This window comes from Rothia sp. HSID18069 (assembly GCF_003989155.1).
GTDB classification, from domain to species: domain Bacteria; phylum Actinomycetota; class Actinomycetes; order Actinomycetales; family Micrococcaceae; genus Rothia; species Rothia aeria.
Genome location: NZ_RBMG01000004.1, coordinates 170,538 through 186,485, shown reverse-complemented (window position 1 = coordinate 186,485; position 15,948 = coordinate 170,538). Strand labels below are relative to the sequence as shown.

19 protein-coding genes and 1 pseudogene are annotated in these 15,948 nt (G+C 55.7%); 17 read left to right on the top strand and 3 right to left on the bottom strand.

The genetic code is table 11. The annotated features are described in order from the left end of the window. Window positions 1–80: 80 nt before the first annotated feature. From pta to D8M41_RS09915, 3 genes and pseudogenes are all read left to right on the top strand, one after another. Window positions 81–2,174 carry a phosphate acetyltransferase gene (gene pta, locus D8M41_RS09925; protein WP_126926925.1) on the top strand — a complete coding sequence of 698 codons (2,094 nt, stop codon included), beginning with the start codon at window positions 81–83 and terminating at the stop codon, window positions 2,172–2,174. 73 nt (window positions 2,175–2,247) lie between these two features. Next, the gene (locus tag D8M41_RS09920) at window positions 2,248–3,303 is read left to right on the top strand and encodes a DNA cytosine methyltransferase (RefSeq protein ID WP_238693515.1); all 1,056 of its coding nucleotides are present in this window, start codon (window positions 2,248–2,250) and stop codon (window positions 3,301–3,303) included. After that, a pseudogene (locus D8M41_RS09915) lies at window positions 3,293–4,165 on the top strand (NgoMIV family type II restriction endonuclease). The gene D8M41_RS09920 and the pseudogene D8M41_RS09915 overlap by 11 nt, the downstream one beginning before the upstream one ends. A gap of 278 nt (window positions 4,166–4,443) precedes the next feature. On the opposite strand, the gene D8M41_RS09910 reads toward D8M41_RS09915, so the two are convergent. Further along, window positions 4,444–4,746 carry a nucleotidyltransferase family protein gene (locus D8M41_RS09910; RefSeq protein WP_126926924.1) on the bottom strand — a complete coding sequence of 101 codons (303 nt, stop codon included), beginning with the start codon at window positions 4,744–4,746 and terminating at the stop codon, window positions 4,444–4,446. A gap of 68 nt (window positions 4,747–4,814) precedes the next feature. Between D8M41_RS09910 and D8M41_RS09905 the strand changes: the two genes are divergently transcribed. The 6 genes from D8M41_RS09905 (at window position 4,815) to D8M41_RS09880 (ending at window position 10,011) form a co-directional block, all read left to right on the top strand. Next, window positions 4,815–5,138 (top strand): metal-sensitive transcriptional regulator, encoded by a 324-nt coding sequence (locus D8M41_RS09905; RefSeq protein ID WP_013398024.1) that lies wholly within the window; start codon window positions 4,815–4,817, stop codon window positions 5,136–5,138. 55 nt (window positions 5,139–5,193) lie between these two features. After that, a complete protein-coding gene (locus tag D8M41_RS09900) occupies window positions 5,194–5,409 on the top strand; it encodes a heavy-metal-associated domain-containing protein (RefSeq protein ID WP_048755344.1) in 216 nt (71 codons plus the stop codon). Window positions 5,410–5,411: 2 nt separating this feature from the next. Next, window positions 5,412–5,849 carry a hypothetical protein gene (locus D8M41_RS09895; protein ID WP_048753608.1) on the top strand — a complete coding sequence of 146 codons (438 nt, stop codon included), beginning with the start codon at window positions 5,412–5,414 and terminating at the stop codon, window positions 5,847–5,849. A gap of 89 nt (window positions 5,850–5,938) precedes the next feature. Next, a complete protein-coding gene (locus D8M41_RS09890; protein ID WP_126926923.1) occupies window positions 5,939–8,338 on the top strand; it encodes a heavy metal translocating P-type ATPase in 2,400 nt (799 codons plus the stop codon). A 170-nt stretch (window positions 8,339–8,508) separates the two neighbouring features. Further along, complete coding sequence (locus tag D8M41_RS09885) at window positions 8,509–9,201, top strand: O-methyltransferase (RefSeq protein WP_126926922.1); 693 nt, start codon at window positions 8,509–8,511, stop codon at window positions 9,199–9,201. 150 nt (window positions 9,202–9,351) lie between these two features. Next, window positions 9,352–10,011, top strand: a complete 660-nt coding sequence (locus D8M41_RS09880; RefSeq protein ID WP_126926921.1) for an NAD(P)H-dependent oxidoreductase — start codon at window positions 9,352–9,354, stop codon at window positions 10,009–10,011. A 435-nt stretch (window positions 10,012–10,446) separates the two neighbouring features. On the opposite strand, the gene D8M41_RS09875 is transcribed toward D8M41_RS09880, so the two are convergent. Then, window positions 10,447–11,091 carry a hypothetical protein gene (locus D8M41_RS09875; RefSeq protein WP_126926920.1) on the bottom strand — a complete coding sequence of 215 codons (645 nt, stop codon included), beginning with the start codon at window positions 11,089–11,091 and terminating at the stop codon, window positions 10,447–10,449. A gap of 427 nt (window positions 11,092–11,518) precedes the next feature. On the opposite strand from D8M41_RS09875, the gene D8M41_RS09870 reads away from it, so the two are divergent. The 8 genes from D8M41_RS09870 to D8M41_RS09840 all read left to right on the top strand — a co-directional run bounded on the left by D8M41_RS09870 (window position 11,519) and on the right by D8M41_RS09840 (window position 15,614). Continuing rightward, a complete protein-coding gene (locus tag D8M41_RS09870; RefSeq protein WP_006888596.1) occupies window positions 11,519–11,782 on the top strand; it encodes a GlsB/YeaQ/YmgE family stress response membrane protein in 264 nt (87 codons plus the stop codon). 362 nt (window positions 11,783–12,144) lie between these two features. Next, window positions 12,145–12,630, top strand: a complete 486-nt coding sequence (locus tag D8M41_RS09865; RefSeq protein ID WP_126854336.1) for an Asp23/Gls24 family envelope stress response protein — start codon at window positions 12,145–12,147, stop codon at window positions 12,628–12,630. A gap of 24 nt (window positions 12,631–12,654) precedes the next feature. Further along, entirely contained in the window at window positions 12,655–12,831 is a 177-nt protein-coding gene (locus D8M41_RS11700; RefSeq protein ID WP_006888452.1) for a hypothetical protein, read from the top strand. After that, window positions 12,831–13,235, top strand: coding sequence for an Asp23/Gls24 family envelope stress response protein (locus tag D8M41_RS09860; protein ID WP_126854337.1), 405 nt, complete (start codon window positions 12,831–12,833; stop codon window positions 13,233–13,235). Before D8M41_RS11700 ends, D8M41_RS09860 begins: the two co-directional genes overlap by 1 nt. Beyond that, window positions 13,232–13,780: a DUF6286 domain-containing protein gene (locus tag D8M41_RS09855; RefSeq protein ID WP_126926919.1), complete on the top strand. Its 549-nt coding sequence runs from the start codon at window positions 13,232–13,234 to the stop codon at window positions 13,778–13,780. The genes D8M41_RS09860 and D8M41_RS09855 overlap by 4 nt, the downstream gene beginning before the upstream one ends. A 13-nt stretch (window positions 13,781–13,793) precedes the next feature. Then, window positions 13,794–14,444, top strand: coding sequence for a hypothetical protein (locus D8M41_RS09850; RefSeq protein WP_126854339.1), 651 nt, complete (start codon window positions 13,794–13,796; stop codon window positions 14,442–14,444). Next, window positions 14,434–15,081 carry an RNA polymerase sigma factor gene (locus tag D8M41_RS09845; protein WP_126926918.1) on the top strand — a complete coding sequence of 216 codons (648 nt, stop codon included), beginning with the start codon at window positions 14,434–14,436 and terminating at the stop codon, window positions 15,079–15,081. The genes D8M41_RS09850 and D8M41_RS09845 overlap by 11 nt, the downstream gene beginning before the upstream one ends. Next, a complete protein-coding gene (locus D8M41_RS09840; protein WP_126854341.1) occupies window positions 15,078–15,614 on the top strand; it encodes an Asp23/Gls24 family envelope stress response protein in 537 nt (178 codons plus the stop codon). The genes D8M41_RS09845 and D8M41_RS09840 overlap by 4 nt, the downstream gene beginning before the upstream one ends. Window positions 15,615–15,618: 4 nt before the next feature. Here D8M41_RS09840 and D8M41_RS11585 read toward each other — a convergent pair whose 3' ends face one another. Beyond that, a complete protein-coding gene (locus tag D8M41_RS11585) occupies window positions 15,619–15,837 on the bottom strand; it encodes a hypothetical protein (RefSeq protein WP_153269374.1) in 219 nt (72 codons plus the stop codon). Between the last annotated feature and the right edge of the window lie 111 nt (window positions 15,838–15,948).

Genomic DNA, 15,948 nt, shown 5'->3' with positions numbered 1-15,948 from the left:
GACAACACAAACTCGACGAGAGTCGCCCACACCCCATAGAAGGGCCGCCCCCGCCGAACGTTCAACGCCAAAGGAGCACTATGACCACCGGCATTTATCTCTCGGCGATGACCCAGGATTCAGGCAAATCCCTGATCGCCCTAGGCCTCGCCGACTCCCTCGTAAAACGCGCCGACCGGGTAGGTTTCTTCCGCCCCATCTTTAAAGGCGAAACCGCCCACGACGACCCCATGATTCGCCTCATGAAGGAGCACTTCAACCTCTCCGACAAACAGGTAGGCGGCGGCGTCTCCCTCACCGAGGCGCTAGAGTTCATCGCGGAAGGCAACACCGAAGAAATTTCGGCCCGCGCGGTTTCCGCCTACGAAGAAATTGCCGCCCACAGCGATGTTGTGGTCGTGGACGGCATATACCTGACCGCACAGAACGCGCTCGCTGTCGAGTTCGACCTCAACGCCCAGGTTTCCCGCGATTTGGGCCTGCCCGTAATCGCTATTGTGGGTGCAAACGATGCGTCCCTCGAAGAGGCAACCAACGCCGTGGAGGTGGCCCGTTCCGAGCTTAAGGCGGCCAAGGTTGATCTGTTCTCGATTATCGTCAACCGCGCCGACCCCGAGCTGCGTGAGAGCATTGAGAAGAACGTCAAGCTGGGCGAGCACAAATTCCCCGTCTACGTTCTGCCCGAGATCGCCGAACTGGGTAAGCCCACCATCGCGGAAGTTGTTGAAGCCCTCAAACTTGACGGCTCGCATCTGAAGAAGGAAGACCTTGACCGCGATATTAGCGAAGTCAAGATCGCCGCAATGACCGTCTCAAACTTCCTGAACCAGTTCACCGACGGGGACTTCGTGATTGTTCCCGGTGACCGCGCCGACGTTGTGGCCGCAACCCTCGCATCCGCGCTCTCCCCCACATTCCCGGCGCCGTCGGGTCTGCTGCTCACCGGCGGGCTCAACGAGCTTCCCGGGAAGCACACCGCTGTGGGCAGCCTGCTCGATAACGCCCCCTTCCCGGTGCTATTTACCGAGCGTGACACCTTCAAGTCGGCACGCGCCGTCTCCCGCGTGCACGGCAGTGTGATCAGCGGCCAGGCCCGCAAGCTTGCGAGCGCATTCGGCGGCTGGGACGAGTACGTGAACCAGGAAGAGCTGCTCTCGCGCCTTGAGCTTGAGCGCCCGGCTTCGATGACTCCGCTGCGGTTCCTGCACAATCTGATTGAGACCGCCCGCGCGAACCGCCGTTCCGTGGTTCTGCCGGAGGGGTACGATGTGCGTATTCTGCGTGCCGCCGAGATGATTGCGCGCCGCGATTTCTGTGACCTGATTCTGTTGGGCAACCCCAATAAGATTACGGAGATCTGCCAGTCTGAGGGCATTAACCTGCCCGCCTCAATCCGTATTATCGACATTGAGAACAACGAGTACAGTGAAGACTTCGCAGCAACCTACGCCGAACTGCGCGCCCACAAGGGCATGACCATTGAGGCCGCGCGTGAACGCATGAGCGACCCCTCGTATTTCGGCACGATGCTGGTGTACAAGGGTCTTGCGGACGGCATGGTCTCGGGCGCTATTAACACGACCGCGAACACGATTCGTCCCTCACTGGAGTTCATTAAGACCCGCCCGGGCACCAAGATTGTGTCTTCGGTGTTCCTGATGCTCATGGAAGACCGCGTACTGGTGTACGGCGACTGTGCCGTGAACCCGAACCCGAACGCCGAGCAGCTGGCGGATATTGCGAAGGCTTCCGCCGAGACCGCGCGCCAGTTCGGGGTTGACCCGAAGGTGGCTATGCTCTCGTACTCGACCGGCACCTCCGGCTCTGGCGCGGATGTGGATGTGGTGCGTGAGGCAACCGAGATTGTGCGCGCCTCTAACCCGGATTTCGCGGTGGAGGGTCCGATTCAGTACGATGCGGCATCGAACATGTCGATTGCTTCGACCAAGATGCCCGACAGCCAGGTGGCGGGCCAGGCGACCGTGTTTATTTTCCCCGACCTGAACACCGGCAACAACACCTACAAGGCTGTGCAGCAGTCTTCGGGTGCCCCCGCCGTTGGCCCCGTGCTGCAGGGTCTGCGCAAGCCCGTGAACGACCTTTCACGCGGTACCACCGTTGAGGACATCATCAACACGGTGGCGATCACCGCCATCCAGGCGCAGGGGATGTAAGGGCTTATTACGCGCGTAGGGCGGGGTTTGCAAACTTGCTTGCACTCCCCGTCCTGAGGTAAAAATCGAAATCGTGCGCCTAATAACGAACTTCAACACATTCATTATTCCGACCATATATATTTGTTTTAAGACTATTTACCCGAAAGATAAAGGCTTAATGAGAAAGTATACTTCGATAGAAGTTTGCGCTGGAGCTGGTGGGCAGGCTCTTGGTCTTGAAATGGCTGGATTTAACCATGTGGCTGCAGTTGAGATTGATAAATATGCGTGCGCTACCTTACGAGAGAACCGCCCACATTGGAATGTATATGAGGGCGATCTAGATGATTGGATTGACAGTTACTCTCTACAACATATAGGAGTAGACCTAGTAGCAGGAGGAATCCCCTGCCCTCCATTTTCTGTGGCAGGTAGGCAGCTAGGAAATAGTGATGAACGTGATCTATTTCCAGTTATGGTGAAATTAGTATCAATCATCCGTCCACGTGCAGTCATGATCGAGAACGTTAAGGGGCTTCTCAACCCAAAGTTCAAAGACTACCGACAAGACTTGAACGACCAATTCTCTGACATGGGGTATACGTTATATTGGAAACTACTCCAAGCTTCAGATTACGGAGTACCTCAGTTAAGGCCTCGTGTGGTGATTGTAGGTATAAGTAGTTCTGAGTCAGGCACTTTCCAGTTCCCAACCCCCCAGACTCAGCCAGCTCCTTCTGTGGGAGAAGCCCTTAAAGACCTCATGGGAGCCAACGCATGGAAAGGTCTTCACAACTGGGTATCGACCGCTAGAACTATAGCTCCTACATTAGTTGGAGGCTCCAAAAAACATGGAGGTCCTGATTTAGGACCAACTCGCGCCCGCCAAGCTTGGGCCGAGCTTGGCATAAATGGCAGCACACTTGCGCTCGATGCACCGGATAAAGATTTTGAAGGAATGCCTCGCCTCACAGTTCCAATGGCTGCTAGAATTCAGGGTTTTCCAGATGAATGGAAAATTACAGGAATGAAAACTAATGCTTATCGCCAGGTAGGAAATGCATTCCCCCCTCCTGTGGCAGCGGCTGTAGGTCGCGAGATTATATCATTTCTAAAAGAAAGTGACAAAAACAAAAATGGAAAATAATCATTTCTTATGTGATTTTGAACGTTCGGAATTCCATAAATTATTAATATCATCTAGGGTTTTATCAATCAACAGTAACAACATAGCTTCAAATGCAGACAAGTCTCAGAAGTTCTCTATTGAAATTGCAGGTGATGTAGCACGAAAATTAGGAGTTTACCCCAACCAAGAGAAACTCCAAGGCCAAACTGCTGGAAAGTTATTCGAAGATGCCGTAAGTAAATTTATAGAGTCCACTTTTCCCAATCTCTCTATGTTGCGTCCTGGCACTTGGATCATTGAGAATGTTGGAAGCTCACGAAAAGAGTATCATATATCTCAATACTCCCCCTACAAACATCTCAAAGATCTTTCCAAAGCGATTACCAAAAGCCCTAATCTACGCGCCGCACTAGGAAATGGGTATGACATTTCTCCTGACGTTTTAGTGCTTCGTAATCCAGAATCTGATGACTTTATCAATCAAACTAATAATATTGTGAGTAGCTCAGTTGCTCAACAAACTCCTATACGCCTTGAAAATAATAGAGATTCCATCGTGCATGCAGTGATTTCCTGTAAATGGACGTTACGATCTGATCGTGCACAGAATGCCCGATCATAGGCTCTTAACATAATCCGAAACAGAAAAGGAAGAACCCCGCACATTGTAGTTGTGACAGGAGAACCCACGCCTTCACGATTAGCTTCACTCGCATTAGGCACAGGAGATATAGATACGATCTATCATTTTGCCCTCTATGAACTAATCTCTGCTATAAATAATTCCGGAAACTCAGAAGCTCAAAATATTCTTGAAACTTTAATTTCAGGGGAACGTCTTCGCGATATTTCAGACCTACCTTTTGATATGGCAATCTAATATCGTTCTTAGCAATATTTAGGACACATAACTCCTAATCATATTAAAAATTTCCTTATAAACAGTGTCTTCTTTTAGAATTTCCAGAATACAAGAACATTACAAGCTCACTCTGAAAAGAACTTTGAGAGTCACCCAGCTTTACCTGCACTAAAACCACACCAACGAAGCTCTCGCTGAACTCTTCAGCGAAAATCGGTAAAGTCCCGGAATGCAAAAGTATTTCTGCGCTCCGAGGCTATTGCTATCTCAATCGATGATGTAAGGGTCTGGAACTTTCACAACGGCAGCTCCGTCAAGTCGGGTTCGATGTAAGGGCGAAAAACAGGCTTAATAGAGGTCAGCACATCGACCGGGTACCCTGTAATCTGCTCAAGCTCCTCAGATAACCGCAACAATACGCCGTAATCTGGGGAGTCTTTCATCTCTACCAAAAAATCAAGATCACTGGCGGGGGTAAGCTCGCCGCGTGCCGCGCTACCGAATAGGTGCGCTTTAACCACCCCATACTTCCGCAGGGTATTGAGCACCGCTTGCTCGTGCGGAAGCGTATAGACCGATTGAGGGTGTGGTGCACGCATAAAGCCAATATATCAAATCACTTTCACCACCTCTTGAGATATACCCCCCTAGGGTATACACTGGATCTATGACAAACCGTGATTCCTCAGCACAGCCACACGGGTACACCCCAAACAAGGAGGCGCATTTGAAGCGCCTGCGCCGCATCGAAGGGCAAGTGCGCGGTATCGCCCGCATGGTCGAGGAAGACAAGTACTGTATTGATGTGCTTACTCAGGTCGCGGCGGTTTCCAAAGCGCTTCACGCAGTCTCACTCAACCTGCTCGAAGAACATATGGGGCATTGCGTCACCAACGCCGCAATTGAATCCGAACGTACAGGTGATGCGACAATAGTTGATGAGAAAATAAAAGAGGCAACCGCCGCCATATCCCGCATGATGCGCAGCTGACACGCGGGCGGCGTATCCACAAGTTTTGTAATTCCAAAAAATCGGAAGGAACATCATGGCAACCACCACCGTCAAAGCAACCGGCCTCACCTGCAACCACTGCGCCATGAGCGTGAGTGAAGAAGTCGGCGAAGTTCCGGGCGTCACCGGCGTGAACGTAGACGTGGTCAAAGACGGCGTTTCGACCGTCACCATCGAGCACGAAGGCACCCTCAATACGCAAGCCGTAGCGGACGCCATCGTTGAAGCTGGCTTCACTCCCGCCCTCTAATCATGGCGTATTCTCCGCAGTACCAGGCAATGGCGGTCGGGGCAGTGCGCGCACTCGTAGGCACCGAGAACATTCACCTGACCGAGGCGATTTCCCGCGTGGCACGGCAGATGGGACTCGACTCCGATCTGCTGGATGCGTGGGTGCGCGACTTCACCCCCTATACGGCGCGCGAGGATCAGCGCGGGCTGAAACGGCGGGGCGCATCGCGTATACATTCCTCACAGGATCATGCGGCGAATACCCCCGCTGACGGCACCGGCGATAAGCCGCATCCCGGTGTGCACGGCACCGCATACGACGCCCTCGCTCAACGCCGCACATTCAGGCGTGCCGCCGTCACGCGGGTTCGCGGGGTGAACAATCGAGGCTCAAAACTAACCGGGCAGCGACCGCGCAGCAACCGTGCCGATGGACTGCCGGACGAAGGCGAAGTATAGATCAGGGCGGCCTGCGGCAGGCGCATCCGCAGCAGGCAAAACCCGAAGACAGCACAGCATCGTGAGCATTGAGAACAGAGGCGAAGAACATGGGTAACTCAACTCAAACAGCATCCACCACAGCTGAGAACGAGCGTTCTCTTTTCGATTCCTCGGCTAATGGCGGGCAGACGCGCATTATCCACCTGGATGTTCAGGGCATGACGTGCGCATCCTGCGTGGGCCGCGTGGAACGTAAACTCCGCAAAATTCCGGGGGTTGATCCCGCCGTGAACCTGCCGCTGGAGTCTGCGCGCGTGATCGTTCCCGCCGATATTACCGATGAGCAGATCATTGAAACGGTCAATAACGCCGGGTATACGGCATCGCTCAAAACCGAGGTTCGCGATGCAGAGTCCGAAGAGACGACCAACGCGCGCAGTGGGGGCCTGGGATGGCGCATCGTTGTGGCGTTGTTGTTGAGTGTGCCGATTTTCTTGATTTCAATGTTCCCCACATTCCAGTTCCCGCACTGGGGCTGGGTGCTTGCGCTTATCACACTGCCGGTTGCAGTCTATAGCGCCGAGCCGTTTCACCGCGCCGCTCTCACGAACGCACGCCACTTCAGCAGCACGATGGACACGCTGGTTTCTCTCGGCGTGATTGTCGCCTACCTGTATTCACTCGCGCAGCTGTTCATGAACCCCGGGCTGACCGAGCATGTTCACCCCATGCAGGGGGGCATTCTCGGCATGTTCTTGAGCGGTAACCATGCGCCACTGTATTTTGATTCGGCGTCGATGGTGACTTTATTCCTGCTGATCGGGCGGGCAGTTGAGCACCGCACACGAACCCGCTCTTCCGAGGCTCTGCGCACCCTGCTGAGCCTGGGAGCACGCACCGCGACCCTGCTTCGCACCGACAAGCGGGGAACCACGCGCGAGGTGCAGATTCCGGTCGAGGACCTGCTGCCGGGAGACGAATTCTTGGTGCGCCCGGGTGAAAAAATCGCCACTGACGGCACGGTTATTGCGGGGTCTTCCGCCGTGGACGCTTCCCTGCTGACCGGCGAATCGGTGCCTGTCGAGGTGGCGGTAGGCGATGCGGTCACCGGCGCAACCCTGAACACCTCCGGGTCGCTGACGGTGCGCGCAACCCGCGTGGGGTCTGAGACGACGCTCGCGAAAATGGGTGAGCTGGTTGCCGCCGCCCAGGAAACGAAGGCACCCATCGCGCGTCTTGCCGACCGTGTTTCTGCGATTTTCGTGCCAACGATTCTGGTGATTTCGCTTTTGACCCTCATCGGGTGGCTGTCTGTATCGCACGATGTGCCGCGTGCGTTCAACGCGGCGGTTTCGGTGCTGGTGATCGCCTGCCCGTGCGCGCTCGGTTTGGCGACCCCCACGGCGCTGCTGGCGGGTACCGGGCGCGGCTCGCAGCTGGGCATACTGATTCGCAACGCGCAGGTGCTGGAAACTACGTATGCGGTGAACCGCATCGTGCTGGATAAAACCGGAACCGTCACCGAAGGCACAATGCGCGTGGCACGCTTTGGAACCTTCGACGATTTCACCGAAGTCACAGACGACAACGCCTCTTCAAAGAGCGAACGTTCTGTATCTATTCTGAGCGATGCCGCAGCTGTGGAGGCGCTGAGTGAGCATCCAATAGCCCGCGCTATTGCGCGTTTTGCAACAGAAAATTATGGGGCGTTTCTCGGTACCGTCGAGGGTTTTGAGGGCGTGCCCGGAGGTGTGCGCGGTGAGCTTGTGCCCGCCGATACCGACGGGGAGCCCCGCTGCCTGGTGCTGGTGGGCACCCCCGAATACCTGCTGCAGGCGGGCGTTGCGCTCACCGAGAGGCAGCATCAGATGCTCGCGCAGGCGCGCTCGGAAGGGCTGACTACTGTGGTTGTGGCTCGCGCGATCGGCGCAAAGGACCCGCAGCCTGTTGGGCTCATCGCGCTGGCGGACTCCCCTAAACCCGAGTCTGCGCAGGCTATCGCCGAGCTTCACGAACTGGGCTTAGAACCCGTACTGCTGACCGGCGACGCCCCCGAAGTTGCCCAGGCTATCGCATCCAGTGTGGGGATTAAGCCGGAGAATGTCTTTGCGGGGGTCACGCCCGAACGTAAATCTGAGGTTATCGCGCAGCTTCAGGATGAAGGCTACCGGGTGGCGATGGTTGGCGACGGGGTGAACGATGCGCCCGCCCTGGCCCGCGCGGACCTGGGCGTGGCGATGGGTTCGGGTACGGATGTTGCGGTGCAGGCGGCGGATATTGTGCTGATGCGCTCGGATATGCGCGCGATTCCCACGTCGCTGCGGCTTTCGCGGGCGACTTTGCGCACCATTAAGTCGAATCTGTTCTGGGCGTTCGCGTACAACACCATCGCGGTACCGGTCGCGGCGGCGGGGCTGCTGAACCCGATGATTGCGGGCGCGGCCATGGCGTTCAGTTCGGTGTTTGTGGTGCTCAATTCGATGCGCCTCACCCGATTTGAGCGGTAGACCGGTCGGGGCGCTAAGTTTCGGCTTTTGTGCGTTTTCGCGCAAATCCCTTGTACTCCCCTGCTGGCGCTGGCATGATAAAAGAATCCAGACCCGCGCTACCCTTCAGAGAAACGCCTGAAACTGCGGTGCAAATATATGCTGCGCAACGAAGCACCCGGGAGATTCACATGCCCAAATTAACCCCGCAAATGTTCACATTCCTTAACGACCCACCGGTCGAAGGCACGCTCTACAACCTTTACGACGCCACGCTCAAGCAGGGCAAGCGCATGTTCCTGCATTTTCTGCCGAAAATCCACCAGCTTTTAGGTAAGGGGATCGATTGGAAGACTGAGGATGAGGGCTTCTACGCCGATAAATATATCCCCATCACCCCGCAGCAGGGAGAGTTTCTGTACATGCAGGCGCTGGCGAGCGGCGCGCGGAATATCGTTGAGTTCGGTACGTCCTACGGCATCTCGACGCTGTATCTTGCCGCCGCCGCAAAACGCAATGGCGGCCGCGTGATCACCTGCGAATACGTGCCGCATAAGGCGGAGGCTGCGCGGAAAAATTTTGAGCGGGCGGGGCTTGCGGACTATATCGAGCTGCGCGAAGGCGATGCGCTGAAGACCCTGCAAGACCTGGATTTCAGCCCCGATTTTGTGCTTCTTGACGGGTGGCCCAACCTGGTGCATCCCGTGTTTCAGCTGTTAGAGCCGCATCTTGCCGACCGCGCCGTGATTGCCGTAGACGATGTTGAGGGGTTCAGCCCGTCCATGCAGGATTACCTCGACTATGTTCGCGCGCCCGCCAACGGGTACGTCTCAACGACTCTGCGACCGCACAAGGCCCTGGAATACACCGTGAAAGTGGCGTAATTACCGATATGGCTACACCAGTTTGAAGGGTAAGTTAAAAAGGACGGGGCTTCTCCCACAGTCACGCTGTGCGAAAAAACCGGCGGTATACGCACCCTGGATCGATATACTAGATTCCGTCATAGAAGCCCAGCACAGAAAAGGAAAACCATGATTCTCACCCGTGAACAAGCACTCGAAATTTTCAAGCGCCGCGTTTCTACCCGCTCCTACGACCCCACCCGTACAATCAGCGATGAAGACTTCAACACAATCCTTGAGTTTGGGCGCCTCTCCCCCAGCTCGGTTGGTTCCGAGCCGTGGAAATTCCTGGTGATACAGAATAAAGAGCTGCGCGAAAAGCTCAAGCCTATCGCCTGGGGCATGGCAAACACGCTCGATGACGCCAGCCACGTGGTGATTATTGTGGCGAAGAAGAACGCCCGCTACGACTCCGATTTCCTGCTGCAGACGCTCGCGAAGCGCAATCTTCCCGAAGACCAGATGCAGATGGCGCTGGACAGGTACAAAAAGTTCCAGGTGCACGATATGAAGATCGCCGACGACGAGCGTGCCCTCTTTGAGTGGACTAGGAAGAACACTTATATTGCGCTGGGGAATATGCTCACGGGCGCAGCAATGCTCGGCATCGATTCCTGCCCCGTTGAAGGCATGGACTACGATGCGGTCACCCAGCTCCTCACCGAGGAAGGGCTTCTCGACCCCGAGGATTACGGCGTATCCGTTGCCGCGACCTTCGGCTACCGCTCGCGCGAGATCGACCCGAAGCCGCGCAAACCGCTCGATGAGCTCGTTGTGTGGGCCAAGTAGTCTGCCCTCCACGGACTGGCTCACCCGATAGCTTCCATACATAAGTGCAGCTATTGACCTGCTGAGTACTACTGCCGAAAAAATTATGCGTGAATTCCGCGCCCGCGAACGCTAGCCTTAGCTGCGTGCAGCTTCAAACCATTATCACGTCCCTGAACGAACACGGGTGAGATGTAGCGGTTCAGATATTCGGTGAATAACGCACCAAAAGGCGTATTACATACCTTCTAGGGGCGGGTAATACACCTAATGATGCGTTATTCGGGTCTTTCCCTTGGTGCGAGAACGGTCTGCAACGAAACAGAATATTGACCAAAAACAACCTTTAAAGGTTAATTTTCAGCTTTTTATCGGCCGTGTTCCCCCCGGTGAAGGCATAGCCCTAGCGGGCAGCCGAACAAGCTGCCCCACTAAAGCGTCCTTGGGTCTGCTGCCCTATAGATGTTCTACGACGGTAAACTTTACTTCACCAGCTGCGGTGTCAAAAGACCCTTCATGGGTGGTTGCATCTTGCGGCGGTTCAGGAACAAGATGCTCCCACGCAGCATCAACAAACACCTCACAGCAGGAGAGAGTCTCCCCGGAGTCGCTATCGTAGGCGGCACCCGCAAGATCGCGGTAATACAACAGGGCGGTACCCGCGTTCATGAGTGCATCCACCGAAGAAAAATTGGTGTTCGCCTGCTCGTCATGCGGCGTATACTCACGCAGGAGGATGTCACGAAGATTCTCGGGCGAGGCGGGGTCTTTGACAAGTAGCACCTGGCCGTCCTTCTCAGCAATACCGCTTTCTTCAAAGAAGGCACTTACCGCACCGGCACCACCAGCTGGCACATTAAATTCGATCAGCCCAATGAAGGCACGTTCAGCAAGAAACCCCATAGGTCCTGTTGCGACGCTGTGGACCCACCCCACTTTTCCCGAAATCCGCGCAGCCGTTTCCTCAAATTCTGCTTCACGGTCTGCACTGAAAAACAGGTAGGCGCGCACGTCAGCATGTTTAACGGCGTTCGCCAGGATATGCGTGAGCGTGTGGGTGATTGCAGAGCTGCTGTGATAGTACAGGTGATTTATGTACATGCGGGTTCCTCCTCGGGGTCCTAAAACTCCTGGAAGTTTCAGCCTAACAGAGGGCAGCCGTTACATCTTTTTAGGACATGCGGCCGGATTCTCTGAAGGCACCGGTTACTTTTTGTTCCACACGTCTGAGGCGGCGCGGCGGCAGAAGAAAAACCCGCTAACACATACGTGATGCAAAACACTTGTTAAGTACGTGAGGATTTGCGTGCCCATGGCGTCTTCATATCAGCGCCGCAAGTTTTGAGAGACGACGGCAGGCGGCGACAGCCCTGTCGGATCACACAATATGTGGCAGTAACGGCAACTGGAACCCCGGCTGCCACTGAACTTTCAGACAGAAACTCACCGATCTGCGCGCTAAGACCCCATACCAACATCCGCTCAGGCGCGCCCGCGCCATGGCGGATACTCACAAAGGAAGAACATCATGCTTGGACTCATCGGAATGATTATTGCTGGCGCTATTATTGGCGCTTTGGCCCGCCTCATTATGCGAGGCCACCAGAACATCTCGGTGCTGTGGACCATCATCCTGGGTGCTGTTGGCGCATTCGTAGGAGGAGGGATCGCCAGCTTCTTCGGTGTCGCAGATACCGCTGGCGTTGACTGGATTCGCTGGATCCTCTCCATTATTGCCGCCATTATCGCAATCTCCGTATACCTAAGCGTGACCGGCAGGAAGAACCAGTAGCCCATATTCTTGCGTCGCTTCAGCATCGCAGAAACAAAACTAGGCGGGTTATGCAGAAACTCCGAGTTTCTGCATAACCCGCCTAGTTCCATATGAGGACTACTCGCCTAGCAGACAGCTGAGCCGAGCAAACATGGGCAACAGTCGTGTTTGCGCACACCCGCCAATATAATGTGATACATACCACTGTTTTAATTCGTGAGGAATTCTGTACCTCAAGCGTCTTCATAGTAGCGTCACCATTGACTGCAAGAACGGATAAAGGGCGTGGGTAGCGCCCAAACTCCCCAGCCGTCGATGCGTGCCGCACATATCAAACATCATAATCCGCGCAGCGGAAAAACACATGAAATGAGGCTCCCATGAGCGATAACTCCATCCCCCAAACCGGCCAGCAGCGCGAGCGCGAAAACAACAAGGAGATTAAGAAACAGGACAAAACCCCTCGCGGCCCCCTGCAGACTTCACACGGTGTAACCACCATTGAAGAGAACGTTGTTGCCAAAATCGCTGGCATGGCAACCCGCGAAGTCCCCGGTGTGTACGATATGGGCAATGCTGTACGCCGCGCCTTCAGCGCTGTGACCGACCGCATCCCCAACGCCCAGACCAATGTTGCTGGCGGTATTAGCGTCCAGAAGGGCGAGACCCAGGCGGCCGTAGATGCTACCGTCGTGGTCGAATATGGAGTCTCCATTGTGGAAGTAGCCAATGCTATCCGCCGCAACGTTATCGAGCAGATTGAGGGGACCACGGGTCTGGAGGTAGTAGAGGTCAATATCGACGTCACCGACGTTCACCTGCCCGACGACGACTCCAATTCTGCTGACTCCGCCGACCTCAAGTAACCAGCCACGATCTGAGGATCTTTTATGAAGACAACACACCTGGCCCTCTTGGTGGGCCTATTCCTGGGAACAATTCTTGCTTTCGGTTCCTTCACCGATTTCATCCTGGTGGCACTGTGCGGCCTGGTTGGTACGGTGGTGGGTCTTTACCTGGAGGGCCGGGTCGATGTCCAAAGCATCCTTAATCGATGGAGGAAGTAATGACGGAGACCAGCACACAGCCCGCTGCTGCCGGTGCAGAGAGTTCCGGGCAGGAGCAGCGTGGCGTCACCGTCATTCCCGCCCAGGTTGTTGCGCAGATCGCGGCCCAAGCCGCCTATGAGAGCGCAAATGTGGGCTCGAACGCCGGAGGGCTGCTCGGGATCGGGGCACGTCGAAATTTCCATTCGCGTCCCGAGGCAAAGTGCGATATTTACGGCCAGGTTGCAGTCCTGCACCTGGATATCGGCCTGACCTTCCCCACAGCATTGGTTTCAACCCTGCAACAGCTGCGTGAGCATGTGAGCCAGCGTGTCGAGCACTTCACCGGGTTGAAGGTTGAGAAGATCAACATTGAGATCTCCTGGCTCAATCCGAGCAGCCAGGCAAGGAGGGCTCTGCGATGAAAACCCCCGTACAAAATCTCATACGGCGCCCGTCGCGGAGTGCACCTGTCATTGTCCTAGCGTTACTACTTCTCATCGTAGGAGGGCTGGGCGTCTGGGCGTTGGGAAACCGGCTCCTGAACGGAGCGTGGCCGAATGAAATATCCTCAGCAGTCAGCAGGATCGGCTCCACGATTATCGGGTCACCAGCGGTACTAGCAACGGCCTGTTTTGTGGCCGTATGTGGTCTGTTCATGATTCTTCTTGCCCTGTGGCCGGGGGCTTTTGAACGCACTGAGGTTCTTGCAGATAACGTACCCGGTCAGACAGCCATTTCACGTCGTGACCTAGCAAAGCTGGTACAAACCCATGTCGAGCGGGTCGATGGTGTTCACAGCACCAGGGTTCGAGTCCGTCGAACGCGCGTGAATGTGACCGTGTTCAGCGTTCTGGATGACCTCGAACCTGTGCGTCAGGCAGCACAGAAGGCAGCTGAGCAGGCTATACAGACCTTGAAACCCGTCGGAACCGCACACAGCCGAGTGCGTATCCAGCACACGAGCTGAAAGAGAGAAAACCATGCGTTCTGTATCTGGAATTCTCAATAGGATAGTCCTTGCGGTATGCGGTTTGCTGATCACCGCAGCAGCCCTCTGGGTTGTGGCTTCCGGCATAAGTTTGGATCAATCATGGCCCACGCTTAGCTCGGTTCTCGCCAAAGCTGACACCCGGGTCGGTACCTGGGCCGGGCCCCAGGCGAACTGGCTGTTGCCAGCTGCCGCCCTCGGGTCGGTTCTTCTCATCGCGTTGGGCTTGGTTCTGCTCATTAAGCAGGTGCCCCGTAAAGCTGCCGCGTCTTCCTTGCGTCTGACAGGCTCCGACGGCACACTGCTGGCCACACTCAGCCCCGATGTCATAGCCCAAGCGCTGTCTGAGCGGGCCGAAGACGTCCCTGGGGTTCAGCGGTGCTCAGTATGGGTCACCGGTTCACCCAGCAACCTGTGGGTGCAGGCAACCGTCACCGTAGCAGAGAACAGCGAGGTTGCATGGACCGTGAGCGAGCTCAGGAACCGACTTGACCACGACGTTAGTTCCTCTCTGGGAAAGCACGCTCGTCAGATCGACGTACTGCTGCACCTAGAACAAGCCACCAAACCCCAGAGTGCAGCCCATGCTGTGGCCGGCAAACACTCATTAGAAAGCGGCGGTTCTGATAATCATGACCGATGAAAAGCGCAGCAATGCAGGGCAGTCCACCGGTCCGCCCACCGACCCTGTGCCTCATCCGAACACTGCGTCTGAGGGCAAAGACAGGTACCTGGTGCTGCGAGCCCAGGACGGCGACATTGACGCGTTCGAAAAGCTTGTCGAACGTTATCAAGGACGTCTGTTCCGCACCGCCTACATGATCGTGCGCAACCGCCACGACAGTGAGGACATCGTCCAAGAGACCCTTGTTCAGGCGTGGCGGAGCCTTCATCTGCTTCGGGATCCTGATGCCTTCCGGGGTTGGCTCATGCGCATCTGTACGAATAAGGCCACCAGCAGCATTCGTCAGCACCAGCGCCGGGCCACTGACCCTTACGATTCAGAAGGTCTTGAGAGCGCGAGCATCCTACCTGACACAACGTCGACAGCGACCGAGGATCCGGCGCAGTCCAGTGAGGTAAACGCCCAGATAGAAGCATTAGCCAAACTGTTGGCATCCGCTCCCGAAGAGCTGCGCATCGTCTGGGTGCTTCGAGAGGTTGATGACATGTCCTACGAGGAGATATCCCAAACCCTAAACCTAACCGAATCCACAGTCCGGGGGAGGCTGGCACGCGCCCGCTCCCTCGTGATGCGCCACATGAAGGAGTGGGAATGATTTCCACCACCCGCATCCCACACGAAGAACCGCGGCACGCACAGTCGACTCAGTCTTATGAGCTTGACGAAGCCTCCACACGGGAGTACCTGCGTCTAATCGCTTCACTCCACAAGACCTGGGACACATTGGAATCACAGTCGAGTCCATCGGTTATGCCTCAGCGTCATATGATGGATGCTGTCATCGCCGAAACCCGCCATGGTGCTCAGGTAGAGATGCCGCCGACCGGCTTAGGACCATATAGCATGTCCGAATTCTCCCTGCGCGCCCTAGTGCGACGCAGTGTAGACTCCGTACCCGGAGCTCATGCACTAAAGTCTTCCTTTAAGCATGACCCAGCACCCGAAGGTCAGCGGGAGTTGGGAATACCGAATACAATCTTCTGCCGTATCTCCGCACAAGCTACAACCAGTAGCCTCTCCCAACTTGCTCAACAGGTCCGTGATGCGGTACGCCAGGCGTGTTATGAGAACCTAGAATTGTCCCCAACCGTCAATATTCATATTGAGGATCTGCACGATGACGATTAAACTCTCAGCAGCCGAATTGACTCATGTAGTCACGGCCGTTCCCGGAGTGCGCGGCATTGAACCGGGAGTCGGCTCCACGCTGAAAGCTATCGGTAGCCGTATGAGCGGCGACCCTGCGGCCGCCCGATTCGGGGTTATCATCAAGTCGGGCGGGCAGAAGGTTCTTATCGAGATTGGAATCGATGGCTCTCGTAAGGTCAAAGAAATTGTCCACAATGTTCAAGAGGCAGTTCTAGCAAGTCGAGAGGGCGGCGCTTCGGGGTCAGGCTCCAAGCCCCGGCCTCAGGTCAGGGTGCGAGTACAGTCCCTTCTCTGAACGCGGCGTATCGCAGAA

Excerpts from the sequence above, each read along its gene's own strand:
- D8M41_RS09910 (WP_126926924.1), bottom strand. The coding sequence starts at position 4,746 with ATGCGTGCACCACACCCTCAATCGGTCTATACGCTTCCGCACGAGCAA.
- D8M41_RS09850 (WP_126854339.1), top strand. The coding sequence starts at position 13,794 with ATGCGTTCTGTATCTGGAATTCTCAATAGGATAGTCCTTGCGGTATGC.
- D8M41_RS09855 (WP_126926919.1), top strand. The coding sequence starts at position 13,232 with ATGAAAACCCCCGTACAAAATCTCATACGGCGCCCGTCGCGGAGTGCA.
- D8M41_RS09895 (WP_048753608.1), top strand. The coding sequence starts at position 5,412 with ATGGCGTATTCTCCGCAGTACCAGGCAATGGCGGTCGGGGCAGTGCGC.
- D8M41_RS09905 (WP_013398024.1), top strand. The coding sequence starts at position 4,815 with ATGACAAACCGTGATTCCTCAGCACAGCCACACGGGTACACCCCAAAC.
- D8M41_RS09840 (WP_126854341.1), top strand. The coding sequence starts at position 15,078 with ATGATTTCCACCACCCGCATCCCACACGAAGAACCGCGGCACGCACAG.
- pta (WP_126926925.1), top strand. The coding sequence starts at position 81 with ATGACCACCGGCATTTATCTCTCGGCGATGACCCAGGATTCAGGCAAA.
- D8M41_RS09860 (WP_126854337.1), top strand. The coding sequence starts at position 12,831 with ATGACGGAGACCAGCACACAGCCCGCTGCTGCCGGTGCAGAGAGTTCC.
- D8M41_RS09865 (WP_126854336.1), top strand. The coding sequence starts at position 12,145 with ATGAGCGATAACTCCATCCCCCAAACCGGCCAGCAGCGCGAGCGCGAA.
- D8M41_RS11700 (WP_006888452.1), top strand. The coding sequence starts at position 12,655 with ATGAAGACAACACACCTGGCCCTCTTGGTGGGCCTATTCCTGGGAACA.
- D8M41_RS09845 (WP_126926918.1), top strand. The coding sequence starts at position 14,434 with ATGACCGATGAAAAGCGCAGCAATGCAGGGCAGTCCACCGGTCCGCCC.
- D8M41_RS09880 (WP_126926921.1), top strand. The coding sequence starts at position 9,352 with ATGATTCTCACCCGTGAACAAGCACTCGAAATTTTCAAGCGCCGCGTT.
- D8M41_RS09870 (WP_006888596.1), top strand. The coding sequence starts at position 11,519 with ATGCTTGGACTCATCGGAATGATTATTGCTGGCGCTATTATTGGCGCT.
- D8M41_RS09875 (WP_126926920.1), bottom strand. The coding sequence starts at position 11,091 with ATGTACATAAATCACCTGTACTATCACAGCAGCTCTGCAATCACCCAC.
- D8M41_RS09885 (WP_126926922.1), top strand. The coding sequence starts at position 8,509 with ATGCCCAAATTAACCCCGCAAATGTTCACATTCCTTAACGACCCACCG.
- D8M41_RS09900 (WP_048755344.1), top strand. The coding sequence starts at position 5,194 with ATGGCAACCACCACCGTCAAAGCAACCGGCCTCACCTGCAACCACTGC.
- D8M41_RS09890 (WP_126926923.1), top strand. The coding sequence starts at position 5,939 with ATGGGTAACTCAACTCAAACAGCATCCACCACAGCTGAGAACGAGCGT.